This window comes from Caballeronia sp. LZ019 (genome assembly GCF_031450825.1).
GTDB lineage: Bacteria > Pseudomonadota > Gammaproteobacteria > Burkholderiales > Burkholderiaceae > Caballeronia.
In genome coordinates, this window is record NZ_JARTVZ010000005.1 from 1,656,350 (window position 1) to 1,680,337 (window position 23,988).

25 protein-coding genes are annotated in these 23,988 nt (G+C 63.8%); 9 read left to right on the plus strand and 16 right to left on the minus strand.

Going from position 1 to position 23,988, the window contains the following annotated elements; translation table 11 throughout:
- Nucleotides 1–26: 26 nt before the first annotated feature.
- On the minus strand, nucleotides 27–449 hold the full coding sequence (locus P9255_RS21210; protein ID WP_309763364.1) for an OsmC family protein: 423 nt from the start codon (nucleotides 447–449) through the stop codon (nucleotides 27–29).
- 604 nt (nucleotides 450–1,053) lie between these two features.
- Here P9255_RS21210 and rplM point away from each other — a divergent pair.
- The 3 genes from rplM (at nucleotide 1,054) to erpA (ending at nucleotide 2,462) form a co-directional block, all read left to right on the plus strand.
- Nucleotides 1,054–1,482 (plus strand): 50S ribosomal protein L13, encoded by a 429-nt coding sequence (gene rplM / locus P9255_RS21215; RefSeq protein ID WP_040052975.1) that lies wholly within the window; start codon nucleotides 1,054–1,056, stop codon nucleotides 1,480–1,482.
- Nucleotides 1,483–1,493: 11 nt separating this feature from the next.
- Nucleotides 1,494–1,886, plus strand: coding sequence for a 30S ribosomal protein S9 (rpsI, locus tag P9255_RS21220; protein WP_008351569.1), 393 nt, complete (start codon nucleotides 1,494–1,496; stop codon nucleotides 1,884–1,886).
- Between the two features lie 210 nt (nucleotides 1,887–2,096).
- Nucleotides 2,097–2,462: an iron-sulfur cluster insertion protein ErpA gene (gene erpA, locus P9255_RS21225; protein ID WP_244793516.1), complete on the plus strand. Its 366-nt coding sequence runs from the start codon at nucleotides 2,097–2,099 to the stop codon at nucleotides 2,460–2,462.
- A gap of 71 nt (nucleotides 2,463–2,533) precedes the next feature.
- Here the strand turns inward: erpA and P9255_RS21230 are convergent, their stop codons facing one another.
- A complete protein-coding gene (locus P9255_RS21230; RefSeq protein WP_309765350.1) occupies nucleotides 2,534–3,664 on the minus strand; it encodes an anhydro-N-acetylmuramic acid kinase in 1,131 nt (376 codons plus the stop codon).
- A gap of 258 nt (nucleotides 3,665–3,922) precedes the next feature.
- Here P9255_RS21230 and tyrS point away from each other — a divergent pair, with 258 nt between their 5' ends.
- Genes tyrS through P9255_RS21245 form a run of 3 tightly spaced genes read left to right on the plus strand, consistent with a single transcriptional unit; the run spans nucleotide 3,923 to nucleotide 6,278 of the window.
- The gene (gene tyrS, locus P9255_RS21235) at nucleotides 3,923–5,179 is read left to right on the plus strand and encodes a tyrosine--tRNA ligase (RefSeq protein ID WP_309763363.1); all 1,257 of its coding nucleotides are present in this window, start codon (nucleotides 3,923–3,925) and stop codon (nucleotides 5,177–5,179) included.
- On the plus strand, nucleotides 5,176–5,634 hold the full coding sequence (dtd, locus tag P9255_RS21240; protein WP_309763362.1) for a D-aminoacyl-tRNA deacylase: 459 nt from the start codon (nucleotides 5,176–5,178) through the stop codon (nucleotides 5,632–5,634). Before tyrS ends, dtd begins: the two co-directional genes overlap by 4 nt.
- Complete coding sequence (locus tag P9255_RS21245) at nucleotides 5,631–6,278, plus strand: histidine phosphatase family protein (protein ID WP_309763361.1); 648 nt, start codon at nucleotides 5,631–5,633, stop codon at nucleotides 6,276–6,278. The genes dtd and P9255_RS21245 overlap by 4 nt, the downstream gene beginning before the upstream one ends.
- On the opposite strand, the gene P9255_RS21250 is transcribed toward P9255_RS21245, so the two are convergent.
- The 13 genes from P9255_RS21250 to P9255_RS21310 form a co-directional block, all read right to left on the minus strand.
- Nucleotides 6,275–7,174, minus strand: a complete 900-nt coding sequence (locus tag P9255_RS21250) for an oxygenase MpaB family protein (RefSeq protein ID WP_309763360.1) — start codon at nucleotides 7,172–7,174, stop codon at nucleotides 6,275–6,277. The two genes, P9255_RS21245 and P9255_RS21250, sit on opposite strands and share 4 nt — an antisense overlap.
- 3 nt (nucleotides 7,175–7,177) lie before the next feature.
- Nucleotides 7,178–8,239 (minus strand): Holliday junction branch migration DNA helicase RuvB, encoded by a 1,062-nt coding sequence (gene ruvB, locus P9255_RS21255; protein ID WP_309763359.1) that lies wholly within the window; start codon nucleotides 8,237–8,239, stop codon nucleotides 7,178–7,180.
- 78 nt (nucleotides 8,240–8,317) lie between these two features.
- A complete protein-coding gene (ruvA, locus tag P9255_RS21260) occupies nucleotides 8,318–8,899 on the minus strand; it encodes a Holliday junction branch migration protein RuvA (RefSeq protein ID WP_309763358.1) in 582 nt (193 codons plus the stop codon).
- Nucleotides 8,900–8,923: 24 nt separating this feature from the next.
- Nucleotides 8,924–9,466, minus strand: coding sequence for a crossover junction endodeoxyribonuclease RuvC (gene ruvC, locus P9255_RS21265; protein ID WP_309763357.1), 543 nt, complete (start codon nucleotides 9,464–9,466; stop codon nucleotides 8,924–8,926).
- Nucleotides 9,467–9,555: 89 nt separating this feature from the next.
- Nucleotides 9,556–11,121, minus strand: coding sequence for a bifunctional phosphoribosylaminoimidazolecarboxamide formyltransferase/IMP cyclohydrolase (gene purH, locus P9255_RS21270; RefSeq protein WP_309763356.1), 1,566 nt, complete (start codon nucleotides 11,119–11,121; stop codon nucleotides 9,556–9,558).
- A gap of 64 nt (nucleotides 11,122–11,185) precedes the next feature.
- Nucleotides 11,186–11,419 carry a Fis family transcriptional regulator gene (locus P9255_RS21275; RefSeq protein ID WP_087643302.1) on the minus strand — a complete coding sequence of 78 codons (234 nt, stop codon included), beginning with the start codon at nucleotides 11,417–11,419 and terminating at the stop codon, nucleotides 11,186–11,188.
- Complete coding sequence (gene dusB / locus P9255_RS21280) at nucleotides 11,416–12,507, minus strand: tRNA dihydrouridine synthase DusB (RefSeq protein WP_309763355.1); 1,092 nt, start codon at nucleotides 12,505–12,507, stop codon at nucleotides 11,416–11,418. Before dusB ends, P9255_RS21275 begins: the two co-directional genes overlap by 4 nt.
- A gap of 321 nt (nucleotides 12,508–12,828) precedes the next feature.
- Nucleotides 12,829–14,028, minus strand: a complete 1,200-nt coding sequence (locus P9255_RS21285; protein ID WP_309763354.1) for a UbiH/UbiF/VisC/COQ6 family ubiquinone biosynthesis hydroxylase — start codon at nucleotides 14,026–14,028, stop codon at nucleotides 12,829–12,831.
- Nucleotides 14,029–14,038: 10 nt separating this feature from the next.
- A complete protein-coding gene (locus P9255_RS21290; RefSeq protein ID WP_309790405.1) occupies nucleotides 14,039–15,436 on the minus strand; it encodes an aminopeptidase P N-terminal domain-containing protein in 1,398 nt (465 codons plus the stop codon).
- A gap of 82 nt (nucleotides 15,437–15,518) precedes the next feature.
- The gene (locus P9255_RS21295; protein ID WP_309763352.1) at nucleotides 15,519–16,820 is read right to left on the minus strand and encodes a class I SAM-dependent RNA methyltransferase; all 1,302 of its coding nucleotides are present in this window, start codon (nucleotides 16,818–16,820) and stop codon (nucleotides 15,519–15,521) included.
- A 527-nt stretch (nucleotides 16,821–17,347) separates the two neighbouring features.
- Entirely contained in the window at nucleotides 17,348–18,790 is a 1,443-nt protein-coding gene (locus P9255_RS21300; RefSeq protein WP_309763351.1) for an NAD(P)(+) transhydrogenase (Re/Si-specific) subunit beta, read from the minus strand.
- Nucleotides 18,791–19,111, minus strand: a complete 321-nt coding sequence (locus tag P9255_RS21305) for an NAD(P) transhydrogenase subunit alpha (RefSeq protein ID WP_309763350.1) — start codon at nucleotides 19,109–19,111, stop codon at nucleotides 18,791–18,793.
- Nucleotides 19,112–19,125: 14 nt separating this feature from the next.
- Nucleotides 19,126–20,271: a Re/Si-specific NAD(P)(+) transhydrogenase subunit alpha gene (locus tag P9255_RS21310; RefSeq protein ID WP_309763349.1), complete on the minus strand. Its 1,146-nt coding sequence runs from the start codon at nucleotides 20,269–20,271 to the stop codon at nucleotides 19,126–19,128.
- A 205-nt stretch (nucleotides 20,272–20,476) separates the two neighbouring features.
- Between P9255_RS21310 and P9255_RS21315 the strand changes: the two genes are divergently transcribed.
- The 3 genes from P9255_RS21315 to P9255_RS21325 all read left to right on the plus strand — a co-directional run bounded on the left by P9255_RS21315 (nucleotide 20,477) and on the right by P9255_RS21325 (nucleotide 22,810).
- Nucleotides 20,477–20,959 (plus strand): NUDIX hydrolase, encoded by a 483-nt coding sequence (locus P9255_RS21315; RefSeq protein WP_309763348.1) that lies wholly within the window; start codon nucleotides 20,477–20,479, stop codon nucleotides 20,957–20,959.
- A 30-nt stretch (nucleotides 20,960–20,989) separates the two neighbouring features.
- Nucleotides 20,990–22,126, plus strand: coding sequence for a tRNA 2-thiouridine(34) synthase MnmA (mnmA, locus tag P9255_RS21320; RefSeq protein WP_309763347.1), 1,137 nt, complete (start codon nucleotides 20,990–20,992; stop codon nucleotides 22,124–22,126).
- 126 nt (nucleotides 22,127–22,252) lie between these two features.
- The gene (locus tag P9255_RS21325; protein ID WP_309763346.1) at nucleotides 22,253–22,810 is read left to right on the plus strand and encodes a TetR/AcrR family transcriptional regulator; all 558 of its coding nucleotides are present in this window, start codon (nucleotides 22,253–22,255) and stop codon (nucleotides 22,808–22,810) included.
- 409 nt (nucleotides 22,811–23,219) lie between these two features.
- Here the strand turns inward: P9255_RS21325 and P9255_RS21330 are convergent, their stop codons facing one another.
- Nucleotides 23,220–23,828, minus strand: a complete 609-nt coding sequence (locus P9255_RS21330) for a glutathione S-transferase N-terminal domain-containing protein (RefSeq protein ID WP_309765349.1) — start codon at nucleotides 23,826–23,828, stop codon at nucleotides 23,220–23,222.
- Nucleotides 23,829–23,988 lie beyond the last annotated feature (160 nt).

Here is a 23,988-nt window from a genome sequence, read left to right on the forward strand (position 1 = left end):
GGCTCTTTTTCTTCGATGCGATGCGCTCAGCGTTCGACGATATCGAACGAATGGGTGAGCTCCGCCGTCTTCGCGAGCATGATCGACGCGGAGCAGTACTTGTCGTGCGACAGGTTGATGGCGCGCTCGACCGTCGCCGGGTTCAGGTTTTTGCCCGTCACCGTGAAATGGAAGTGGATCTTGGTGAACACCTTCGGGTCTTCGCTCGCGCGGTCGGCCTTGAGCGTCACGGAGCAGCCTTCGATATCCTGGCGGCTTTTCTTCAGGATCATCACGACGTCGTAGGCGGTGCAGCCGCCCGTGCCGAGCAGCACCATCTCCATCGGGCGCGGAGCTAAGTTTCGGCCGCCGCCTTCGGGCGCTCCGTCCATCGCGACCAGGTGACCGCTACCGGTTTCGGCGGCGAAGGCCATGCCGTCCTGTCCCATCCAGCTTACTTTGCATTCCATGCTCGGGCTCCAGCCAGCTTCAGACGTTTTTCAGAGGTTCGATTGTAGCGGCTCATGCCCTCGGCGGCTGACGGCACTTCGTGCATTCACGAGTTGACGCATGCCGCGAGCGAAAGAAGAAGCTCTGAGTTTCGGTTTGTCCATGCGCCTGACGCGGGATATCCAACCTCGCCAAGTGCGTCCAGTCGGCCAAAGCATTGATATTTAAGGCGTCGCGGCCGACAAGTGCGTTCCGCATTATGGGCTTTCGTTTCATGATGCAAATCTTCTTGCCTGCGCGCACGAGCGTGCCTATACTCGGTTCATTGGTTGTCGCAGTACGACGAATCTACCGTGTCTCCTCCACCTCCTCCTTGGTGGATTGAACCCGAGCCTTCAGACGCTCGGGTTTTTTTTCCTCCATGCGCGCCCAAGCGTCGCCGCTCGAACTGCTGATCGGCCAACTCTTTGACTCGTCAACTCTTTTCCCTTTATAATTCAAAGTTCTCTTCGCCACACGCCCGCGGAGAGAGGCCAGGGAGAGCCTGCACGCGCCGTCGAGCGCACCTATAAGCAGGACCGAACAAGGTAAGAGCAAAAGGGCAAATCAATTTTTGGATCGATCATGAAGACGTTTTCCGCAAAAGCCGAAGAGGTGACGCGCGAATGGTACGTGATTGACGCGACGGATAAGGTTCTCGGCCGTGTCGCCAGCGAAGTGGCACGCCGTCTTCGCGGCAAGCACAAGCCTGAATTCACTCCGCACGTCGACACTGGTGATTACATCATCATCATCAACGCCGGCAAGCTGAAGGTCACGGGCAACAAGACCACGGACAAGAAGTACTATCGTCACTCGGGCTACCCGGGCGGCATCTATGAAACGACGTTCGGCAAGATGCAAGAGCGCTTCCCGGGCCGCGCGCTCGAGAAGGCAGTGAAGGGCATGCTGCCGAAGGGTCCGCTCGGCTACGCGATGATCAAGAAGCTGAAGGTCTACGCCGAAGCAACGCATCCGCATACGGCTCAACAGCCTAAAGCGCTCGAGATCTAAGGGGAGCCCACATGATCGGTAACTGGAACTACGGTACGGGCCGCCGCAAGAGCGCCGTCGCTCGTGTCTTCATCAAGTCGGGCAAGGGCGAGATCATCGTCAATGGCAAGCCCATCGCCGACTACTTCTCGCGTGAAACGTCGCTGATGATCGTGCGTCAGCCGCTCGAGCTCACGAACCATGCCACCACGTTCGACATCAAGGTCAACGTGAACGGCGGCGGCGAGACGGGTCAGGCAGGCGCGGTTCGCCACGGCATCACCCGCGCGCTGATGGACTACGACGCAACGCTGAAGTCGCAACTGTCGAACGCAGGCTTCGTCACCCGTGACGCGCGTGAAGTGGAACGTAAGAAGGTCGGTTTCCACAAGGCACGCCGCAGGAAGCAATTCTCGAAGCGTTAAGCGCTTCGGCATCGCCTGGAGCCGGGACTTCCGGCTTCGAAGCGAAGCTGCCGCAAAAGCCGCCCGCACCACACGTGCCGGCGGCTTTTTTATTTCCCCGGCGTGGCGGGACGTGTCGAAATTGCATATAGCCTCTTGATTTCATGGGCATTCGGCACGATTTTGAGATCAGCCCTACAATGGTGGCTAGAAGCTACTTGGAGAATTCGCATGAGCGCTGTCAGCGACACCCCCACGACCGAAATGCCGATGCCCTTCGTCTTCACTGACGCGGCTGCGGAGAAGGTCAAGCAATTGATCGACGAAGAAGGCAATCCGGATCTGAAGCTGCGCGTGTTCGTGCAAGGCGGCGGATGCTCGGGTTTCCAGTACGGCTTCACGTTCGACGAAGAAGTCAACGAAGACGATACCGTGATGGACAAGAGCGGCGTGCAATTGCTCGTCGATTCGATGAGCTACCAGTATCTCGTCGGCGCGGAGATCGACTATAAGGACGATCTCAACGGCGCGCAGTTCGTGATCAAGAATCCGAACGCCACGACGACATGCGGTTGCGGGTCGTCGTTCTCGGTTTAAGCGGCAATCAGGCGGTCACAGTAAAAACGGAGCCTTAGGGCTCCGTTTCGCGTTTCAGGGCGGGCAAGCGCTTAGTGCGGATAGATCGCCCCGAGCACACGCTCACCGGCCGCGCCCGTCACTGCCGAGAGATTTCCCGGCTCGCGCGCGACGCAACGCATCGCCAGCCACGCGAACGCGAACGCTTCGACCTGTTGCGGCGGTACGCCGAGCGCTTCGGTGGTCATCACGGGGACGCCCGACGCGCCGGTGTGTTCCAGCGCCTGCTGCAGCATCTTCAGCAGCACTGGATTGCGTGCGCCCCCGCCGCATACATAGACCGCGCGTGCATCCGCTGCATGTCGTTCGATCTCGCGAGCGACCGTCGTGGCCGTGAGCGCGGCGAGCGTCGCCTGCACATCGGCGGGAGTGACGTTCGGAAACGCTGCGAGCTTCGCGTCGAGCCACGCCGGGTTGAACAGGTCTCGCCCGGTGCTCTTCGGCGGCGCTTCTTCGAAGAACGGCTCCTCCAGCAGCGCGTTCAGTAGCGGGCGATTCACCTCGCCGCTCGCCGCGAACTTGCCGCCATCGTCGTACGGTTTCTGCAGATGCCGATGCGCCCACTCGTCGAGCAGCGCGTTGGCCGGGCCGCAATCGAAGCCGCGCACCGAACCGCTCGCCGCGAGAATCGTGATGTTGCTGATGCCGCCCAGATTGCAGACCACGCGCGTTTCGTCTTTCGCGCCGAAAACGGTCGCGTGAAACGCCGGCACGAGCGGCGCGCCTTGTCCGCCGGCGGCCACGTCGCGGCTGCGGAAGTCGGCGATGACGTCGATGTTCGTCATCTCGGCGAGCAGCGCCGGATTGTTGATCTGCCGCGTGTAACCTTTCTCCGGCCGATGCCGCACCGTCTGTCCGTGCACGCCGATCGCGCGCACCTTCGACGCCGAATAGCCGCTCATGCTCTGCAATTCGTGGCAGCAGACGGCGTAACGCGTGGCGAGCGCGTTGCCGGCGAGCGCCTCGCGTTCGATCTCGTTGTCGCCGGGGGCTTGCAGCGCGAAGAGGGCATCGCGCAGGCCTTGAGAGAACGAAACGTGCGCCTCCCCCAGCACGACCGGTGGCTTGCCCGTCGTGAACTGCACCGCGACGCCGTCAACGCCGTCCATGCTGGTGCCGGACATGAGACCGAAGTACACGCCGTCCGCCTTGCCGGTTTCGATCACTTCGGCTTTCTTCCCCACGTTGCTCTCCTCGTCGATGCACGTCCGTCAAGCCGCGATTATCCGCGCAATGACAGCCCGCGTTAAGACTCCCGGGCACCGCGCACGGGCGATGCGAAAGCCCGGAAACGGCACGAAGCGCAACGTCATCGCGTAAAATCCTGAGCCTGAACAAGCCTTTGCGCGCGATGTCATCGCCTCAAGTCGCGTTCCACGCGCGCCGGGCATCGCATCCATTACCCATCACAAGCCGCAAGCATGACCACTGACTCCAACGCTTCTTCCTCGCCCGCCGTGCCGGCGCTTCCGATCACCGACGAAGTGCGCGCGGCGCTCGCCATCGCCAAGCGCGGCTGCGACGAGCTGCTGATCGAAGACGAGTTCGCGCAGAAGCTCGCGAGGAGCGCCGCGACGGGCAAGCCGCTGCGCATCAAGCTCGGCCTCGATCCGACCGCGCCGGACATCCACATCGGCCATACGGTCGTGCTGAACAAGATGCGCCAGTTGCAGGACCTGGGGCATCAGGTCATCTTCCTGATCGGCGATTTCACGTCCCTGATCGGCGATCCGTCCGGCCGCAACGCGACGCGCCCGCCACTCACGCGCGAGCAGATCGAAACCAACGCGAAGACCTATTTCGAGCAGGCTGCGCTCGTGCTCGATCGCGAAAAAACCGAGATTCGCTACAACAGCGAATGGTCGATGCCGCTCGGCGCCGACGGCATGATCAAGCTGGCGTCGCGCTACACGGTCGCTCGCATTCTCGAGCGCGAGGACTTCACCAAGCGCTTCCAGAGCGGCGTGCCCATCTCGATTCACGAGTTCCTCTATCCGCTGATGCAGGGCTACGACTCCGTCGCGCTCAACGCGGACCTGGAACTCGGCGGCACGGACCAGAAGTTCAACTTGCTCGTCGGCCGCGAATTGCAGAAGCAATATGGTCAGGAACAGCAATGCATTCTGACGATGCCGCTGCTCGAAGGGCTGGACGGCGTCGAGAAGATGTCGAAGTCGAAGAACAACTACGTCGGCATCAGCGAGAAGCCGACCGACATGTTCGGCAAGCTGATGAGCATCTCGGATGTGCTGATGTGGCGTTACTTCGAACTGCTGTCGTTCCGCAGCATCGAGGAAATTGCGCGCTTCAGGCAAGAAGCCGAAGGCGGCCGCAATCCGCGCGACTTCAAGGTGATGCTCGCGCAGGAGATCGTCGCGCGCTTCCACTCGCAAGCGGACGCGGAGCGCGCGCTGGAGGACTTCAATCATCGCGCGAAGGGCGGCGTGCCGGACGATATCCCGTCGGTCACGCTCGCGGGTGCGCCGCTCGCCATCGGCCAGTTGCTGAAGCAGGCGGGGCTCGTGCCGTCGACGAGCGAAGCGCTGCGCAACATCGAGCAGGGCGGCGTGAAGATCGACGGCGCGACGGTCTCCGACAAGGGCCTGAAGGTCGAGGCGGGCGAGTTCATCGTGCAGGTCGGCAAACGCCGCTTCGCGCGCGTATCGCTCTCCGCATGATCGCCCTCATTCAGCGTGTGCGGCGCGCGGACGTGCGCGTCGGCGACCGCGTGACCGGCGCAATCGACGCGGGCCTGCTCGCGCTGGTCTGCGCCGAGCGCGGTGACAACGAGGCCGCCGCCGACAAGCTGCTCGCCAAGATGCTGGCTTATCGCGTGTTCAGCGACGCAGCGGGCAAGATGAACCTTCCGGTCGCGAACATCGACGGCGCGGGCCGTGCGGGCGGCGTGCTGCTGGTTTCGCAGTTCACGCTTGCCGCCGATACATCGAGCGGGCTGCGCCCGAGCTTCACGCCGGCCGCGCCGCCCGACGAAGGCAAGCGGCTCTTCGATTACTTCGTGCGCGAGGCGCGGGCGAAGCATCCGATCGTCGAGACGGGCGAATTCGGCGCCGACATGCAGATATCGCTCGTCAACGACGGGCCCGTCACGTTCTGGCTTCAGGTGCGTCCATGACGACTCAGATCTTGTTCATCCGCCACGGCGAAACCGACTGGAACCGCATCAAGCGCATCCAGGGGCACATCGACATTCCGTTGTCGGCGCATGGCTTGCTGCAGGCCGAGCAGCTCGGCGAGCGTCTCGCGCGCGAGGGCCGTCTCGATGCGGTCTATTCGAGCGATCTGCTGCGCGCGCAGCAGACGGCGCGTCCTTTCGCCGATGCGTTGCAGCTCGATGTGCGCTTGTCCGAAGGCTTGCGCGAGCGTCAGTACGGCGCGTTCCAGGGCCACGACAGCGATGAGATCAACACGAAGTTTCCCGCCGAATATGTCGAATGGCAGACGCGCGATCCGGGCTTTGCGCCGCCGGGCGGCGAATCGCAACGTGTTTTCTATCATCGCGTGATTCACGCGATGGAGCCGATCGTCGCTGCGCATCCGGGCGGACGGATCGCGTGCGTCGCGCATGGCGGCGTGCTCGATTGCATCTACCGGTTCGCAATGAAGCTGCCGCTGTCGGAGCCGCGCAACTGGCCGCTGCTCAATTGCAGCGTGAATGTCGTCGATTACGATGCAGACGGGGCGAAGGTCGTGTCGTGGGGCGATGTCAGTCATCTCGCCACCGATACTGACGACGACGACTTGAGAAAGCGCGCTTAAGTCGGCGTCGCTGCTGCCCTGATCCGCGCCCGCTTCGCGATCCCGTTGACGAGCGCCCAGCGCATGACGGGGGCCATCGCCCGCACGCCGGGACGCGCGATCACGCGCCGCAAGGCGCCAAGCGCCGACAGACCAAGCATCTCCTGCGCCCAGTCGGGCAGCAGATCCACGCCTGCGCTGAACACGAGCTTGCTCGCCGGCTTCATCGCGAAACTCGGCGTCGGCGCGTCCTTCAGCACGCGAATGACTTCTTGCGTGCGATCGCTCGCCTGCAGTTCACGGCGCATATCGGCCAGATACGTTTCGATCTGCGCGCGCGTGATCGGCACATCGTGCGCGCCGAGCATCCGCGCGATCGTCGCGGTTTCATCGAAATAACGGTCTTGATCGGCCTCGGATAGCGCGGGATTCACATAGCGCAGATAGCCAGCGAGAAAGCTCGACACTTCGGCGACATGCACCCAGGTCAGCAGGTCAGGGTCGCTCGCCCGATACGGCCGGCCATCGGGCGCGATGCCTGTGACGCCGAGATGAATGTTCCTCACGCGCTCGATGAGCGCAAGCGCGTCCGCGCGATTGCCGAACGTCGTGCCGGCGACGAAGGTCGCGGTGCGGCGCAAGCGGCCGAGGATATCGGTGCGAAACGTCGAGTGATCCCACACGCCCGCGAGCGCCAGTGGATGCAGCGTCTGTAACAGGAGCGCGCTGATACCGCTCGTCATCATGGACGTGAAATCGGCGTGGACTTTCCAGCAGACGGCGTCCGGCCCGAAAAGCCCGGGATCGCCGGGCGGCGACGAGTAATCGATCCTGGGGCCGCCGCCCGTCGTCAGGTTCGTGACGCCGCGTGCAATCGACGACCGCACGCGCGTCATCAGCGTCGCCTGATTCGGCATGCGCTAATCGTTGCTCGCGTCCCAGAGGTCGCGGATCGGCCCGGCATCCGGCGCGGCGATGCCGAAGTGCCGGTAGGCGAGCAGGGTCGCGACACGTCCGCGGGGCGTGCGCTGCAGATAGCCTTGCTGGATCAGATACGGTTCGAGCACGTCCTCGATGGTGTCGCGCTCTTCACCGATCGCCGCCGCGAGATTGTCGACGCCGACGGGGCCGCCGTCGAACTTGTGCAGGATGGCTTCGAGCAGCTTGCGGTCCATCAGGTCGAAGCCGACGGGATCGACGTCGAGCATCTTGAGCGCGGCGTCCGCGACTTCGCCCGTGATGCTGCCGTTCGCCTTCACTTCCGCGTAGTCGCGCACGCGCCGCAGCAGCCGGTTGGCGATACGCGGCGTGCCGCGCGAGCGCCGCGCGATTTCCAGCGCGCCCTCGGGCACGATGTCCGCCTTCAGCAACGACGCCGAACGCGACACGATGCGCGCCAGTTCGCTCGCGTTATAGAACTCGAGCCGCGACACGATGCCAAAGCGATCGCGCAGCGGGTTCGTCAGCATGCCTGCGCGCGTCGTGGCGCCGACGAGCGTGAACGGCTGAAGGTCCAGCTTCACGCTGCGCGCGGCCGGTCCTTCGCCGATCATGATGTCGATTTGGTAATCCTCGAGCGCCGGGTAAAGGATCTCCTCGACGACCGGCGAGAGCCGATGAATCTCGTCGATGAAGAGCACGTCGTTGGCTTCGAGATTGGTCAGCAGCGCGGCGAGGTCGCCCGCGCGTTCGAGCACCGGACCTGACGTTTGCCGCAGATTCACACCCATTTCCCGCGCGATGATATGCGCGAGCGTCGTTTTGCCGAGCCCGGGCGGGCCGAACAGCAACACGTGATCGAGCGCTTCGGAGCGGCGCTTGGCCGCTTCGATGAAGATTTCGAGCTGGCCCCGCACCTTTTCCTGGCCGACGTATTCGTCGAGCTGGCGCGGACGCAGTGCGCGTTCGAAGGCTTCTTCGTTCGGCGAGACGGGCGTGGCCGCGATGATGCGCTCGGCGGCGAGTTTGTCGGTTTCGATCATGAAGGGATTGTACAGCGTGGGTTCTCGCGGCGAAGCTGGCCGAATGGGCGAGTGGCGAGGCGGCGAACGCCCGCCGGATCACCCCTTCGACAGCGCTTTCAACGCCAGCTTGATCCCTTCCGACACGCCCGTTCCCGCCGGCACGTTCTTGACGGCGGCCAGCGCTTCCTTCTCCGAATACCCGAGCGCGAGCAGCGCGTTCAGAATGTCCGACGCATGATCGGATTGCGATGCCGCGCTCGCCATTGCGCCGAGATCCGCGCCGAGCTTGCCTTTGAGTTCGAGCAACAGGCGCTCGGCGGTCTTCTTGCCGATGCCGGGGACCCGCGTCAGGCGCGCGGCATCCTGCGTCGTCACCGTCTGCGCGAGTTCCTGCACGCTCATGCCGGATAGCACGGCCAGCGCCATACGCGCGCCGATGCCGCTGATCTTCAGCAACTCGCGAAACGTCGCGCGCTCCTGCGACGTCAGGAAGCCGTACAGCAGATGCGCGTCTTCACGCACGATCATCTGCGTGAGCAGCACCACTTTGTCGCCCGCGTTCGGAAGGTTGTAGAACGTGCTCATCGGCACATCGACTTCATAGCCGACGCCGTTGCAGTCGACGAGCAGGTGCGGCGGATTTTTTTCCAGCAGAACGCCGGCAATGCGACCGATCATGTTTGCTTGTTGAGGGTAGAAGATTTAGCCGATGAGTCTGCCGCGCCGCACGCGCAAGCCCTTCTTCGCGAGCGACGGCGCAATGCCGCCCAAGGTCGCGAGGCCCGTGCCGCCATGTGCATGACAGATCGCCATGCCGAGCGCATCGGCGGCGTCGGTGCTCGGCACGCCGGAGAGGCTGAGCAGCCGAACCACCATCTGCTGCATCTGCTCCTTCGTCGCGCGGCCATAGCCGACGACAGCCTGTTTCAACTGCAGCGCCGTATATTCGGCCACCGGCACGCCGCTCGCGACGAGTCCGCAAATTGCCGCGCCGCGCGCCTGTCCGAGCAACAGCGTCGATTGCGGATTGACGTTCACGAAGACTTTCTCGATCGCGGCCTGATCCGGGTTGTGCTGGCGAATGAGCGTGGAAATGCCGTTGAAGATCGTATTCAGGCGCGACGGCAAGTCGGCGTCCGCGGTCTTGATGACGCCGCTCGTCACGTAGTTGAGCGAATGCCCCGTCATGTCGATGATGCCGAAGCCCGTCACGCGCAAGCCGGGGTCGATGCCTAGGATTCTCATTCGTTCGCAGTGCGGCTCGTTGAAATCAAAATGGCCTGCTTGCGCCAGTCGAAGCGCAAACAGGCCAATAGTAAATGAAGCGAGCCGGTTTAATGACGGAAGTGACGCGTGCCGGTGACGATCATCGCGACGTTATGCTCGTCGGCGGCGGCGATGACTTCGTCGTCGCGCATGGAGCCGCCCGGCTGAATCACGCAGGTCGCGCCCGCGTTGACGACGACATCGAGCCCGTCACGGAACGGAAAGAACGCATCCGATGCGACCGCCGAGCCGTTCAGCGACAGCCCCGCGTTCTGCGCCTTGATGCCCGCGATGCGCGCCGAGTCCACGCGGCTCATCTGGCCCGCGCCGACGCCGAGCGTCATGCCGCCGCCGCAGAACACGATGGCGTTCGACTTCACGTACTTCGCGACGCGCCACGCGAACAGCAGGTCGTCCATTTCCTTCGGCGTCGGATGGCGTTTCGTCACGACGCGCAGTTCGTGCGGCTGGACGTTTTTCGCATCGAGCGATTGCACCAGCAGCCCGCCGCCGACGCGCTTCAGGTCGAACGTGTTGTGGCCCGCGCCCAGCGCGATTTGCAGAAGACGCACGTTCTGCTTGGCCGCGAACACGGCGCGCGCCGCTTCGCTGAACGAAGGTGCGATCAGCACTTCGACGAACTGCTTTGCCACGGCTTGCGCCGCCGCTTCGTCCACTTCACGATTGAACGCGATGATGCCGCCGAACGCCGAAGTCGGATCCGTCTGGAACGCCTTCGAGTACGCCTCGTGCGCGTCGGCGCCGATCGCGACGCCGCACGGATTCGCGTGCTTGATGATGACGCACGCGGGCGCGTCGAAAGTCTTCACGCATTCCCAGGCCGCGTCCGAATCCGCGATGTTGTTGTACGACAGCTCCTTGCCCTGCAGTTGCTCGTAGTTCGCGAGCGCGCCGGCGGGCACGGAAAGATCGCGATAGAACGCCGCGCTTTGATGCGGGTTCTCGCCGTAACGCAGGTCCTGCACCTTTTCGAACGCGAGATTGAACGTGGCCGGATACGCGTTGCGTTCGCTGTGCTGCAGTGCTTCGGTCAGGCTCGTCAGATAGTTCGTGATCGCGCCGTCGTATTGCGCGGTGTGCGCGAACACCTTGGTCGCGAGGCGGAAGTTCGTCTTGTAACCGACGCTGTTGCCGTTCGCGCGCATTTCATCGAGCACGGCGGAGTAATCGGCCGGATCGACGACAACCGTGACGTCGCGATGATTCTTCGCCGCCGAGCGCAGCATGGTCGGCCCGCCGATATCGATGTTCTCGATCGCATCTTCCAGCGAGCATTCTTCCTTCGAGACCGTCTGCACGAACGGATACAGGTTGACGACCAGCAGATCGATGGTCGGAATGTCGTGCTTCTGCAGCGCGGCCATGTGCTCGGGCAGATCGCGGCGCGCGAGAATGCCGCCATGCACTTTCGGATGCAGCGTCTTCACGCGCCCGTCGAGCATTTCCGGGAAGCCGGTGTAATCGGCGACTTCGGTCACGGGCAGGCCCGCGTCGGCGAGCAGTTTGGCCGTGCCGCCGGTCGAGAGGATCTTGACGCCGAGTTCCGACAGCGATTTCGCGAAATCGACGATGCCGGATTTGTCGGAAACGGAGATGAGCGCTTGCTTGATCATGATGAACACTGAAACCGAAAAGGATAACCAGGCCGGACCAGGGCAAGCGCCCCAGTCCGAAGAATCAAATCAATCCGTGCTGCTGGAGCTTCTTGCGTAGCGTGTTGCGGTTGATGCCGAGATATTCGGCCGCGAGCGACTGGTTGCCGCCGGCCTGCTCGAGCACCACCTCGAGCATTGGTTTCTCCACGCACGAGATCACCATGTCGTAGACGTCGTGCGGGTTCGAGCCGTCCAGGTCCTGAAAGTAACTGTCCAGGCTCTGGCGGACGCATTGTTCGATGTTATGTCTGCTCATGCGGCTATTAGTCGGTCGGTGTGGTCTTGCGCGCCGCACGATTCTTCCCCGGCCGCGTCCTCGGCGTCCTGCGCCTCGTCGACATAGATGAGACGGTCCGACAACGCCTTTTGCGCGTCGAAGAATTCGTTCACAGCGAGCAGTTGTTCTTTGGTCGTGTCGAGCGTATTCATCCGGTGGCGGAAGGTGCCCGCGCCGGAAAGGCCGCGAGTGTACCAGCCGATGTGCTTGCGCGCAGTCCGCACGCCGGTGAATTCCCCGTAGAACGCATAGTGATCTTCGAGATGCTCGTTCATCACCTGCTGGATCTCGTCGATGCGCGGCGGCGGCATGCGCTCGCCCGTCTTCAGGAAGTGCTCGATTTCGCGGAACAGCCACGGACGCCCCTGCGCCGCGCGACCGATCATGATGGCGTCCGCACCCGTCGCGGCGAGCACGTCGCGCGCTTTTTCGGGCGTGGCGATGTCGCCGTTCGCGACGACGGGAATTTTCACCGATGCCTTCACGGCCGCGATGGTTTCGTACTCCGCGTCGCCCTTGTAGAGATCGGCGCGCGTGCGGCCGTGCACGGTGAGCATGGAAATGCCCGCATCCTGCGCGATCCGCGCGATGGTCAGCGCGTTCTTGTTCTCGCGATTCCATCCGGTGCGAATCTTGAGCGTGACCGGCACCGCGTCCGGCCCGACGCCGACCGCCTGCACCACGGCCTCGACGATGCGCGCCACGAGCGGTTCATTCTGCAGAAGCGCCGAACCCGCGGCGACGTTGCAGACCTTCTTCGCGGGGCATCCCATGTTGATATCGATGATCTGCGCGCCGTTCGCGACGTTGTGGCGCGCGGCTTCGGCGAGCATCTGCGGGTCCGCGCCCGCGATCTGCACCGAGATGGGCTCGACTTCGCCGGCGTGATTCGCACGGCGCATGGTCTTTTCGCTCTTCCACAACTGCGCGTTCGACGCGACCATCTCCGACACCGCGTACCCCGCCCCCATGCGTTTGCAGAGCTGGCGGAACGGGCGGTCGGTGACGCCTGCCATCGGCGCGACGAACAGGTTATTGCGCAGAACGTGTGAACCGATGGTGGGCATGGAGGCTTGGGCCTCCGCGCTGGCGGCTGTGCGGCAACAATGCCGGCTTCGCGTCAGGCGGATGCAAGGATGCGGAAGGGAAACGCGTATTTTAACGCTAAGCGGCTGCTGAAATTAAGTGCAATCGCGTGCAAGTCTTTAAATCTTCGATGAAAGCGCGCAAGGGTGGGGAGGATAAGTCGGGGATGCGCGACCGCCGGCTCAATCGACGATTGCGCCCTGGACGCGTGGAGCCTCGCGCGAACTCGCTGATCGGCGCGCTCCCCGCTCGCGGATCGTGGATCGCGGGAAGCATGCGTCGATCATAAACGCGGGCGGCCGTTACCGCCGTTGCCCGAACATCATCTGTCGCGCGAGCGCCGTCTTCAACGGCGGCAGAAATTCGAGCGCAGTCAGTGCAAGACCGCGCACGGCGGCCAACGGCGCGAAATCGACCGTGAAGATTCGCGCGAGCGTGTCGGTAGCGCCGATGGTGAAGCGCCGGTCGAGCGCGCGGCGCTGGGCGAAATGCGCCAGTGCGAGCGGACGCGCACCATCGGCGGACAGCGCGTCGCACAGCGCGAGTGCGTCGCGCAGGCCGAGATTCAGCCCTTGGCCGGCCACCGGATGCAGCGTCTGCGCCGCGTTGCCGATGGCCACCGTGCGCCGGTCGACGAGCGCGTGCAGCGCCGTCAGCCCGAGCGGAAACGCCGCGCGCCCCACGATGCGCGTGAAGCGCCCCATGCGAGCGCCGAACGCGACGCCCAGTTCCGCGAGGAACGCGTCGTCGTCCAGTTGCATGCGGCGGGCGGCTTCGTCGGGCGAGCAGCACCAGACGAGCGAATAATCCGCGTGACGCTGCCCGCCGCAGGGCAGAAGCGCAATCGGGCCTTCGTTCGTGAAGCGCTCCCACGCGACATTCGCTTGCGGGTCCGACACGCTCACCGTGCCGACGATGGCCGTCTGCCCGTAGTCGCGCGCGCGTCTGTCGTTCAGCAGCGCGGCCTCGCGCGGCGCCTGCTGATACAGCCCGCCTTCGGCATTGACCAGCACCCGGACGCGAATCGTGCGCTCCCCGCTCGCGGTTTGCAGCGGCAGCGTGACGCCGTCGTTGTCCTGCAGGGGCGCGAGCGCGGAGGTATCGGTGATCCAGTCGACCGTGGTCTTCTTGACCGCGCTCGCGAGCGCCGCGACGAGCGAGCCGTAACGCACGACATACCCGAGCTCGGGCAACTCGTGCTCGTCGTGCTCGATCAGCGTGCGCCCGAAGTGCCCGCGCTGCGATACGTGGATGCGGCGAATCGGCGTGGCGTCGGCGGGAAATCCGAGCGGCTGCAGCATCACGCGGCTGCCGTGCGACAGCGCGAGCGAGCGCGGGTCGCTGGCGGCGGCCTCGGGCGTCCGGGCGTCGATCAGCGCGATGGACAGCCGCGATGTCGCGCTGCGCCGCGCGAGCCAGCCGGCGAGCGCAAGCCCGACCGGCCCCGCGCCGACGATGGCGATGTCGTAGTCGAAATGCGGTTCTGTGATCGGGTCGCTCATGTTCTCGTCTTCAATTGCCGATGGATTCGCGCATCAGCGCTTCGATTTCGTCCGCGGCGACCGGCACTTCGCGCGTCAGCAGTTCGCAGCCGCCGGGTGTCACGAGCGCGTCGTCCTCGATGCGGATGCCCGTGTTCCAGTATCGCTCGGGCACGTCTTCGGCGGCGCGCACGTAGAGGCCCGGCTCGACGGTCAGCACGTTGCCCGCCGCGAGCGTGCGCCAGGGCCGCGCGCCCTGCTCGTCGCGGGGCCCGTCGGCGTCGCGGTATTCGCCCGCGTCGTGCACGTCCATGCCGATCCAGTGCCCCGTCCGATGCATGTAGAAACGCATGTAGGCGCGCTCGGCGATCACGTCGTCCACGCTGCCGAACTTCTTCTTGTCGACGATGCTCGTATCGAGCAAGCCTTGCGACAACACTTTCACGGCGGCCTGATGCGGCGCGTCGAAGCTCACGCTGGCGCGCGTGGCGTCGATTGCGGCGGCTTGCGCGGCGAGCACGATGTCGTAAAGCTCGCGCTGGGCGGACGAAAAGCGGCCGTTCGCCGGAAAGGTGCGCGTGATGTCGGACGCGTAGCCGTCCAGCTCGCAAGCGGCGTCGATGAGGATGAGGTCGCCGTCGCGCGCAATGGCGTTGCCCGCCGGATAGTGCAGCACGCACGCGTTCGCGCCCGCCGCGACGATCGAGCCGTATGCGGGCGCTTGCGCCCCGTGGCGGCGGAAGGTGTAGAGCAACTCGGCTTCTATTTCATACTCGCGCATGCCTGGGCGGCATGCACGCATTGCACGGCGATGCGCCTCCGCCGAGATGGCCCCGGCGCGCCGCATGATCGCGAGTTCATGCGCGTCCTTCACGAGCCGCATTTCATCGAGGAGCGGCAGCACGTGCTGCGCCCTCGCCGGTGCGCGCACACCGCTGCGGCCTTGCGCGCGGACGGCCGCGAGCCAGTTGCGCACTTGCGCATCCAGTTCCGCCGACGTGCCGAGCGCGTAGAAGAGCGCGGGCTTGTCGGCGATCAGGCGCGTGATCTGGTCGTCGAGCGCGGCGACGGGGAACGCGGCATCGAGACCGAATGCATCGCGCGCGGCTTCCGGACCGTAGCGAAAGCCTTCCCACGTTTCCCGCTCGGCGTTCTTCTCGCGGCAGAAAAGTATCGACGATGGCTCGCCGTTCTGTGCGCTCGCATCGAGCACGAGCGTCGCCTCGGGTTCGGTGAAGCCGGTCAGATAGTAGAAGTAGCTGTCGTGACGGAAGGGGAAGTCGGTGTCTCGATTGCGCATGACTTCGGGCGCAGTGGCGACGATGGCGACGCCGCCGCCCTCCGCGCGCAACGCCGCGAGCAGGCGTTCGCGGCGGTCACGGTAGATATCGACGGCGATCGGGCTGGCGTGTTCGGTCATTGAGTTCATCCGCCCGATTGTAGCGCCGGGCCAGAGGCGGCGCGACTCGGCCGTTCGGCCTAGTAGCCGGGCTTCGAATCGTGTTGCATGCTCACTCTTCCGGGCGATTGCGCACGCTTCCCGCGATCAGGTCGAAGCGGAAGAGCCGGCATTCGAGCGCGCCGTTGAAGAGCGGCGTTTTCGTCGATTCGCGCAGGCGCAGCAGGCCGGGCAACTTGCGGTCGGACGTGAGCACATATGCGCGCCAGCCGGGAAAGCGTTGCTTGAGCGCATTGCCGAACGAGACGAAGAATTCGGTATCGGCGGGATCGGGCTGGGCGCGGGCGAATGCGTCGTCGTCCTCGCGGCGCGAGCGCGGCGTATCGCGGATTTCGCCGCGCGGCCCGCGTCCGCGCACTTCGATACGTTCGCCATACGGCGGATTCGCAATGAGGATGCCGGGCGCATCGGTCGGCGGCGTCATGTTGCGGGCGTCGATCTGCTTGAGCGACAGGTCGGCGACGCCCGCGCGGCTCAGGTTCGCGCGAGCCTTATCGAGCATGTCGCCGGAAATGTCGCTGCCGAAGATGCCGAGCTGTGTTTGCGAAGCGCGGGTGGCGCGGCGCGCTTCCGTCGCGGCGGTCTTGAGCTTTTGCCACATGCCCGGGTGAAACGGCTTGAGCTTTTCGAAGCCGAAGCGCCGGTCGCTGCCCGGCGCGATGTTGAGCGCGGTCTGCGCGGCTTCGGCGAGGAAGGTGCCGCTGCCGCACATCGGATCGAATAGCGGTGTGCCAGGCGTCCAGCCGGTGAGGCGCAGGATGCCTGCGGCGAGATTTTCGCGCAGCGGCGCGGCGCCCTTGTCGAGCCGCCAGCCGCGCTTGAAGAGGGGTTCGCCGGAGGTGTCGAGGTAGAGCGTGCATTCGTTCATCGTGAGGAACGCGAACACGCGCACGTCCGGTTGCGCGGTGTCGATGCTGGGCCGCGCGCCGCTGATGTCGCGCAGGCGGTCGCAGACGGCGTCCTTCACGCGCAGCGTCGTGAATTCGAGGCTTTTTAGCGGCGATTTGATCGCGGTGAGGTCGACGCGCATCGTCTGGCTCGGTGTGAACCATTGTTCCCAGCGCTGACGATGAGTGAGGTCGTAGATGTCGTTCTCATTGCGATACGGGCCGTGCGCGATCTTCAGCAACACGCGGCTCGCGATACGCGAATGCAGGTTCGCCGCCATGCCCGCGACCCAGCCGCCCCGGAAATGCACGCCGCCGGGCACTTGCGCGCCGACGTTGAGCGGTCCGCCGCCCGAAAGCGGCGCGCTGCTGACGTGACGTTCCCCGATCTCGGCAAGCTCGGCGGCGAGCGGCGCTTCGAGACCGCGCGGGCAGGGGACAAACCAGTCGAAGAGTGGGGAAGACATGTGGGGTTTTGCGGGGTTCAAAGGCGGTATTGTACGCGGGGGCGGTGTGCGGATCACCGTGCGTGTTGGCTTGACAGCACGAAGAGGACTACAAGCCTCGGGACGTCACTACGAGATCAGCCCATAGGCTCGTGAAAGGCATTTTGAATGCGACATCCGACGCAGTTGCCATTCGGATATATCGTGTACCGGTTTCGTCCGTCTCCCTCCACGGTTCGCTTCGGGCAAGCTCGCCCAAGTCTTGAAGAAACCATGCCGAACGTTTCTGTTGAACCGCTCCCAAAGCACCGAGAAGGCGCTATCGCGGGCTATGCGCTTGAACTATCCGCGACGCACCGACTCACGCCCGAGGACTACGAGACGCAAGCCGAAGCAATCAAGGTCGCCAAGGTCAAAGGCTGTAAGCCATTAGTAGCCCGTGTTCGAAAGACCATCATTGGAGCTCTGCTGACTAACCTCGTAGAGTCGTGAGGGCATGGTCGCCGGGCTCGCAACAAGGCGTTGATTGGCCTGGCGACCATCTTCCCTCACTCCACCGCCTTCATCATCTCCTCGACGACCTTCTTCGCATCCCCGAACACCATCATCGTCTTGTCCATATAGAACAGTTCGTTATCGAGCCCGGCGTATCCTGCCGCCATCGATCGCTTGTTCACGATGATCGTCCTCGCCTTGTACGCTTCGAGAATGGGCATCCCCGCAATCGGCGATTTCGGATCGGTTTTAGCCGCAGGATTCACAACGTCATTGGCCCCGAGCACGAGCACCACATCCGTCTGCCCGAACTCGCTGTTGATGTCCTCCATCTCCTGCACCATTTCGTACGGCACTTCGGCCTCGGCGAGCAGCACGTTCATATGCCCCGGCATCCGCCCGGCGACCGGATGAATGGCATACCGGACATCGATGCCTTTTTCCACCAGCTTGTCCGTCAACTCCTTGAGCGCATGCTGCGCGCGCGCGACCGCCAGCCCGTACCCCGGAACGATCACCACGCTTTCGGCGTTGCCGAGCATGAAAGCGGCGTCATCGGCGGAACCGGACTTCACCGGCCGTTGTTCCGTCGCTCCGCCCACGGCCGCGCCGCCCGCTTCGCCACCGAACCCGCCAAGAATCACATTGAAGAACGAACGATTCATCGCGCGGCACATGATGTACGACAGGATCGCGCCCGAGGAACCGACCAGCGATCCCGCGATGATCAGCATGGGATTGTTCAGCGAGAAACCGATGCCCGCCGCCGCCCAGCCCGAGTACGAGTTGAGCATCGACACGACCACCGGCATGTCCGCGCCGCCGATCGGAATGATGATGAGCACGCCCAGCGCGAAGGCGATCAGCGTCATGATGATGAACGGCAGCCACGATTGCGTCACCATGAAGATGATGCCGAAGCCGATCATCGCGACCGCGAGCAGCAGATTCAGCAGATGCTGCCCCGAGTACACCACCGGCGCGCCCTGAAACAGCCGGAACTTGTACTTGCCCGACAGCTTGCCGAACGCGATCACCGAGCCGGAGAACGTAATCGCACCGACGAACGTGCCGATGAACAACTCGACGCGATTGCCGTACGGGATCGGCTCGCCGGGCGCTGCAAGCCCGAACGCCGACGGCTCCGCCACGACCGCGTACGCAATGCACACCGCCGCGAGACCGATCAGCGAGTGCATCGCCGCGACGAGTTCGGGCATCTTCGTCATCTCGACTTTCGCCGCGATATACGCGCCCGCGCCGCCGCCGATGATCAGCGCCGCGAACAGCAACGAAAGCCCGAGCGCGAGATTCGCCTCGAGGAAAGCGGCCTGTTTGACGATCAGCGCGAGCGTCGTGAAGATGGCGATCGCCATCCCGGCCATGCCGAACGTATTGCCGATGCGCGCGGTCTTCGGATTCGACAGGCCCTTGAGCGCCTGAATGAAGCACACCGACGCGACCAGATACAGAAGAGTGACGACGTTCAGGCTCATTTACGCACCCTCCTTGCTGGCGAGCTTCTTCGGCTCTTTCTTCTTGAACATCTCCAGCATTCGCCGCGTCACGAGAAAGCCGCCGAACACGTTCACCGCCGCAAGCAGCACCGCGAGCGTGCCGAAGAACTTGCCCGCGCCGCCGACTGTCAGCCCGACGGCAAGCATCGCGCCGACGATGACGATCGCCGAGATTGCATTCGTCACGGCCATCAGCGGCGTGTGCAGCGCCGGCGTGACGTTCCAGACCACGTGATAGCCGACGTAGATCGCCAGCACGAAGATGATCAGGTTGATCACCGTGTGATTGATGACATCCATGTTCGTCTCCGTGTTCAGGCGATAGCGCGCGCGGGCTGGCCGTCGCGGCACTGAAGCGTGGCCGCGACGATGTCGTCCGCGAGGTCGATGTTGAGCGTCCCTTCCTTCGTCAGGATCAGCTTGAGAAAGTCGAGCAGATTGCGCGCGTAGAGCGCGGAGGCATCGGCGGCGACCATCGAGGCGAGATTCGTGTAGCCGACGATATGCACGCCATGCTTCGTCACCACCTGATCGACTTCGGTCAGCGGGCAGTTGCCGCCCTTGCGACCTTCGAACTCGGGACCGCGCCCTGCGGCGAGATCGACGATGACCGAGCCCGGCTTCATGTGCTTGACCGTCTCCACCGACAGCAGCGTCGGCGCGGGGCGGCCGGGAATCAGCGCGGTCGAGATGACGATGTCCGCCGCCTTCGCGCGTTCATGCACCTGAGCCGATTGCCGCGCGAGCCAGCTTGGCGGCATCGGCCGCGCATAGCCGCCGACGCCTTCCGCCGCTTCGCGTTCGTCATCCGTTTCGAACGGCACGTCGACGAACTTCGCGCCGAGCGACTCGATCTGCTCTTTCACGGCGGGCCGCACATCCGACGCTTCGACGACCGCGCCCAGACGCTTCGCCGTGGCGATCGCCTGCAGGCCCGCGACGCCCGCGCCGAGCACGAGCACGCGCGCGGCCTTGACGGTGCCGGCGGCGGTCATCAGCATCGGCATGAATCGCTGGTAGTGGTGGCACGCGATCAGCACCGCCTTGTACCCGGCGATGTTCGCCTGCGACGACAGCACGTCGAGGCTTTGCGCGCGCGTCGTGCGGGGCGCGGCTTCGAGCGCGAACGCGGTGACGCCCGCCGTGGCGAGCCGTGCGGTGTTTTCGGTGTTGAACGGATCGAGCATGCCGATGAGCACGGCGCCCGGCGTGAGCAAGCCCAGTTCGGCTTCGCCCGGCGATTGAACCTTCAGAACGATCTCGGCGGCGAACGCGGTGGCGGCATCGACGATATCCGCGCCCGCCTGAGCGAAGGCATCGTCGATATAGCTGGCCCGCTCGCCCGCGCCGCTCTGCACCGAAACCCGATGCCCTTGCGCGACGAGCTTTTTCACCGTCTCCGGCGTGGCGGCGACACGCGCCTCGTTCGCCCGCGTTTCAGCAGGCACTCCGATGTGCATTTTTGAATCCTCCGGTCTTGTTTTATCTTCCCGCGCCCTGGGGCCCGGCGGCGGGAAGGATCGAGGCTGAGTTTTTGCTTCAAATGCTGGATCGACGGCTAGTGCCACTGTAACCGAGAAATCCGCGCCAAAATCGCCGTCCGGCATCGCGCTAACCCTTAGGCCGCGCGCGCGTGTTCGGGGCCGGGACGGTAAAATGTCGGCCATGAAATCAGATACTTGGGCTCCACATGTGACGGTTGCGGCCATCGTCGAGCGGGACGGGCGGTTTCTCGTCATCGAAGAACACACTTCTGCAGGGCTGCGAATCAACCAGCCGGCCGGTCATCTCGAAGCCGGCGAAACGCTCGTTGAAGCCGTGATTCGCGAGACGCTGGAAGAAACGGCGCATCGCTTCGAACCCGAGGCGCTCGTCGGCGCGTATATGACGCACTTTGCGCGGCCCGGGCGGGATGTCACGTATCTGCGCTTCACGTTTTGCGGAAAGTCCGCGGGCGAAGTGGCCGGCAGAGCGCTGGACAAAGGCATCGTCCGCGCGATGTGGCTGACGCCCGGCGAACTGCGCGCAACAGTCGCGCAGCACCGGACGCCTCTCGTCATGCAGTGCGTCGACGATTACTTGTCCGGGCGGCGCGTGCCGCTCGATTTCATCCATACGCATTCGGTCGCGCCGGTCGTGCGCGCCTGACCCGCTCGCGCGGAACAACGCGGTAATCCTATGAGCAAGCAGAAAGTGGTGGTGGGCATGTCGGGCGGCGTCGATTCGTCGGTCACGGCATGGCTCCTGAAAGAGCAGGGCTACGACGTGGTCGGCCTGTTCATGAAGAACTGGGAAGACGACGACGACAGCGAGTACTGCTCGACGCGTCAGGACTGGATCGACGTGGTCTCGGTCGCGGACCTGATCGGCATCGACGTGGAAGCGGTGAACTTCGCCGCCGAGTACAAGGACCGCGTGTTCGCCGAATTCCTGCGCGAATACTCGGCGGGCCGCACGCCGAATCCGGACGTCCTGTGCAACGCCGAAATCAAGTTCAAGGCGTTTCTCGACCACGCAATGTCGCTCGGCGCGGAAACCATCGCGACCGGTCACTACGCGCGCGTGCGCGAACGCGACGGCCTCTTTGAACTAATGAAGGCCACCGATGCGACGAAGGACCAGTCGTACTTCCTGCATCGCCTGAACCAGCAGCAACTGTCGAAGACGCTCTTTCCGCTCGGCGAAATCCCGAAGACGAAGGTGCGCGAGATTGCTGCGCAAATCGGTCTGCCGAACGCGACGAAGAAGGACTCGACCGGCATCTGCTTCATCGGGGAGCGGCCGTTCCGCGAGTTCCTGAATCGCTATCTGCCGACAAAGCCCGGTCCGATGAAGACGGCGGAAGGAAAGGTCGTCGGCGAGCATATCGGGCTCGCGTTCTATACGTTCGGGCAGCGCAAGGGCATTGGCATCGGCGGCGCGAAGGACGGCAGCGGCGAGCCGTGGTTCGTCGCAGGCAAGGACATGGCGAGCAACACGCTTTATGTGGTGCAGGGCCACGACCATCCGTGGCTGCTGTCGCATACGCTCGTCGCCGGCAACACGAGTTGGGTGGCGGGGTTCGCCCCCGAGGAAGGCGCGACGTGCGGGGCCAAGACACGGTATCGCCAGCAAGACGCGGCGTGCCGGTTCTCCGCGTCTTCCGACGACGCTCACTTCGATTTGCGTTTCGACGATGCGCAATGGGCCGTGACGCCGGGCCAGTCGGCCGTGCTGTATCAGGGCGATGTCTGTCTCGGCGGCGGAATCATCGAGCGCGCCGCGGCGGGCGTTGTTTCCGCAGCGCCGGCGGTAACTGCATCGAGCGTGATCTGACTGTATGCCCCGGCATTGCGACCGGGGCTTCTCGTGTCGATGCGATAAAAACTGATTTGATACAAGTGCTTGACCGTCTACCTATGAGTAGATAAATTTCACACATCGAAAGCGGGGGAACAGGTCATGGACAAGAACACGGTACGCGAATCACTGCTAGACCACGCGCAGACCATCATGATGACGCGCGGCTACAACGGCTTCAGTTATCGTGACTTGTCCGAACTGGTCGGAGTGAAGACGTCGAGCATCCACTATTACTTTCCGACCAAGGAAGATCTCGCACTCGAAGCCGTGAACGCTTATAGCGCCGACGTCATGTCGTCGATTTATGCGATCGACAGTTCAGCCCCGGCCGAAAAGAAGCTCGACCGATACACGCGGCTGTTCGGGCGGATCATCGGCGACGGCAAGCAGATCTGTCTCTGCGGCATGCTCGCGTCGGATATCGAGTCGCTGCCCGAGAGCGTGCGCCACGCAGTGCAGGCGTTCTTCAGGGCCAACGAGAACTGGCTGGCGAAGGTTTTGGCAGAAGGCGAAGCGCAGGGCACGCTGGACGCGCACGGCAAGCCGGAAACAACGGCCCGGGCGCTTTACGCGGCGTTTCAGGGAAGTCTGCTGACGTGTCGCCTGTTTCAGACGCGCGCACGGCTGGAAGAAGTCGCCGGCACCGTGCGCCGGTAGATAACCTGTGGATAACTGTGTTGAAAAACCGTGATCAACGTCGGAGTTTCTATCTTTTGATAGGTAGATTTTTGGCGTTGCACCGAGATGTTTGCAGCCGGCCTCTCAGTTTCGCGGTACGGCGGGAGGTTGAGCGATCGTCGTCTATGGCTCTCATGACCTACGACGGATTAGTCCGAGCGATTGTCTATCTAGCAGTAGATTGCCTATTACTTTCGTAAGCTCAAAAACGAGAGTCATCATGAAGAAGCTTGATACAACGGCACCACCCACGACTTCGTGATGCTGAACGCGCTCGCGCAAACGTCCGCGACGCGCGCAGCCATCGCGCAAGCCAACGCGGCGTTGAAGGCCGCGCTCAAGAAGTGACGATGCAGAACCGCGTCCGCCCCGCGCGGGAGCGACGTTCTCAGGCGGGAGCGGTATCGAGAAAGGATTGGCGCTGCGCGAGGCGCGCGTAGAACTTGTCGAGCGCCGGATGCGCCTCGCGCCAGTCGAGATCAGGCATGCGGAAGTCGAGATAGGCGAGTGCGCAGCCGCACGCGATATCCGCCAGCGTGAAGCGATTCGCCGAGCACCACTGCTTCGAGCCGAGGCCCTGAGCCATTGCGCGCAGACCGTCCTCGACCTTGTGACGCTGCCGCGCGATCCACGCGTCGCTGCGATGCGCTTCCTCGCGCAGCACGCCTTCGAGGCGAATCAACACGGCGGCGTCGAGCATGCCGTCCGCGAGCGCTTCCCAGCAGCGCACTTCGGTGCGTTCGCGCCGTTCCTGCGGGAGGAGCTTGCCGACGGGCGTCAGCGTGTCCACGTACTCGCAGATGACGCGCGAATCGAACACCGCTTCGCCGTCGTCCAGAATGAGGCAGGGCACTTTGCCGAGCGGATTGAATTCGTGGATTTTCGAATCGGATGCCCAAACGTCTTCGAGCACCAGTTCGCAGTCGATCTTCTTCTCCGCCATCACGATCCGCACCTTGCGGACGAATGGGCTAGTGTGCGAACCGATCAGTTTCATCATCTATTCTTTGCGTTTTGTTTCGGATACAGCCGACCGACGATCTTAACCGCGCACGCGCGCGCGAATGGCAATTTCGAGATGGAGGCGGCAAGTGGTGTCGTCTGGCGACAAGATCGGCCCGGTTCATGCGGAAAAATGTAGGAAACCGATGTTTCGC

Bases quoted from the DNA above. Each gene is read 5' to 3' on its own strand.
- P9255_RS21210 (WP_309763364.1), bottom strand. From the start codon at position 449: ATGGAATGCAAAGTAAGCTGGATGGGACAGGACGGCATGGCCTTCGCC.
- rplM (WP_040052975.1), top strand. From the start codon at position 1,054: ATGAAGACGTTTTCCGCAAAAGCCGAAGAGGTGACGCGCGAATGGTAC.
- rpsI (WP_008351569.1), top strand. From the start codon at position 1,494: ATGATCGGTAACTGGAACTACGGTACGGGCCGCCGCAAGAGCGCCGTC.
- erpA (WP_244793516.1), top strand. From the start codon at position 2,097: ATGAGCGCTGTCAGCGACACCCCCACGACCGAAATGCCGATGCCCTTC.
- tyrS (WP_309763363.1), top strand. From the start codon at position 3,923: ATGACCACTGACTCCAACGCTTCTTCCTCGCCCGCCGTGCCGGCGCTT.
- dtd (WP_309763362.1), top strand. From the start codon at position 5,176: ATGATCGCCCTCATTCAGCGTGTGCGGCGCGCGGACGTGCGCGTCGGC.
- P9255_RS21245 (WP_309763361.1), top strand. From the start codon at position 5,631: ATGACGACTCAGATCTTGTTCATCCGCCACGGCGAAACCGACTGGAAC.
- P9255_RS21250 (WP_309763360.1), bottom strand. From the start codon at position 7,174: ATGCCGAATCAGGCGACGCTGATGACGCGCGTGCGGTCGTCGATTGCA.
- ruvB (WP_309763359.1), bottom strand. From the start codon at position 8,239: ATGATCGAAACCGACAAACTCGCCGCCGAGCGCATCATCGCGGCCACG.
- ruvA (WP_309763358.1), bottom strand. From the start codon at position 8,899: ATGATCGGTCGCATTGCCGGCGTTCTGCTGGAAAAAAATCCGCCGCAC.
- ruvC (WP_309763357.1), bottom strand. From the start codon at position 9,466: ATGAGAATCCTAGGCATCGACCCCGGCTTGCGCGTGACGGGCTTCGGC.
- purH (WP_309763356.1), bottom strand. From the start codon at position 11,121: ATGATCAAGCAAGCGCTCATCTCCGTTTCCGACAAATCCGGCATCGTC.
- P9255_RS21275 (WP_087643302.1), bottom strand. From the start codon at position 11,419: ATGAGCAGACATAACATCGAACAATGCGTCCGCCAGAGCCTGGACAGT.
- dusB (WP_309763355.1), bottom strand. From the start codon at position 12,507: ATGCCCACCATCGGTTCACACGTTCTGCGCAATAACCTGTTCGTCGCG.
- P9255_RS21285 (WP_309763354.1), bottom strand. From the start codon at position 14,028: ATGAGCGACCCGATCACAGAACCGCATTTCGACTACGACATCGCCATC.
- P9255_RS21290 (WP_309790405.1), bottom strand. From the start codon at position 15,436: ATGAACTCAATGACCGAACACGCCAGCCCGATCGCCGTCGATATCTAC.
- P9255_RS21295 (WP_309763352.1), bottom strand. From the start codon at position 16,820: ATGTCTTCCCCACTCTTCGACTGGTTTGTCCCCTGCCCGCGCGGTCTC.
- P9255_RS21300 (WP_309763351.1), bottom strand. From the start codon at position 18,790: ATGAGCCTGAACGTCGTCACTCTTCTGTATCTGGTCGCGTCGGTGTGC.
- P9255_RS21305 (WP_309763350.1), bottom strand. From the start codon at position 19,111: ATGGATGTCATCAATCACACGGTGATCAACCTGATCATCTTCGTGCTG.
- P9255_RS21310 (WP_309763349.1), bottom strand. From the start codon at position 20,271: ATGCACATCGGAGTGCCTGCTGAAACGCGGGCGAACGAGGCGCGTGTC.
- P9255_RS21315 (WP_309763348.1), top strand. From the start codon at position 20,477: ATGAAATCAGATACTTGGGCTCCACATGTGACGGTTGCGGCCATCGTC.
- mnmA (WP_309763347.1), top strand. From the start codon at position 20,990: ATGAGCAAGCAGAAAGTGGTGGTGGGCATGTCGGGCGGCGTCGATTCG.
- P9255_RS21325 (WP_309763346.1), top strand. From the start codon at position 22,253: ATGGACAAGAACACGGTACGCGAATCACTGCTAGACCACGCGCAGACC.
- P9255_RS21330 (WP_309765349.1), bottom strand. From the start codon at position 23,828: ATGAAACTGATCGGTTCGCACACTAGCCCATTCGTCCGCAAGGTGCGG.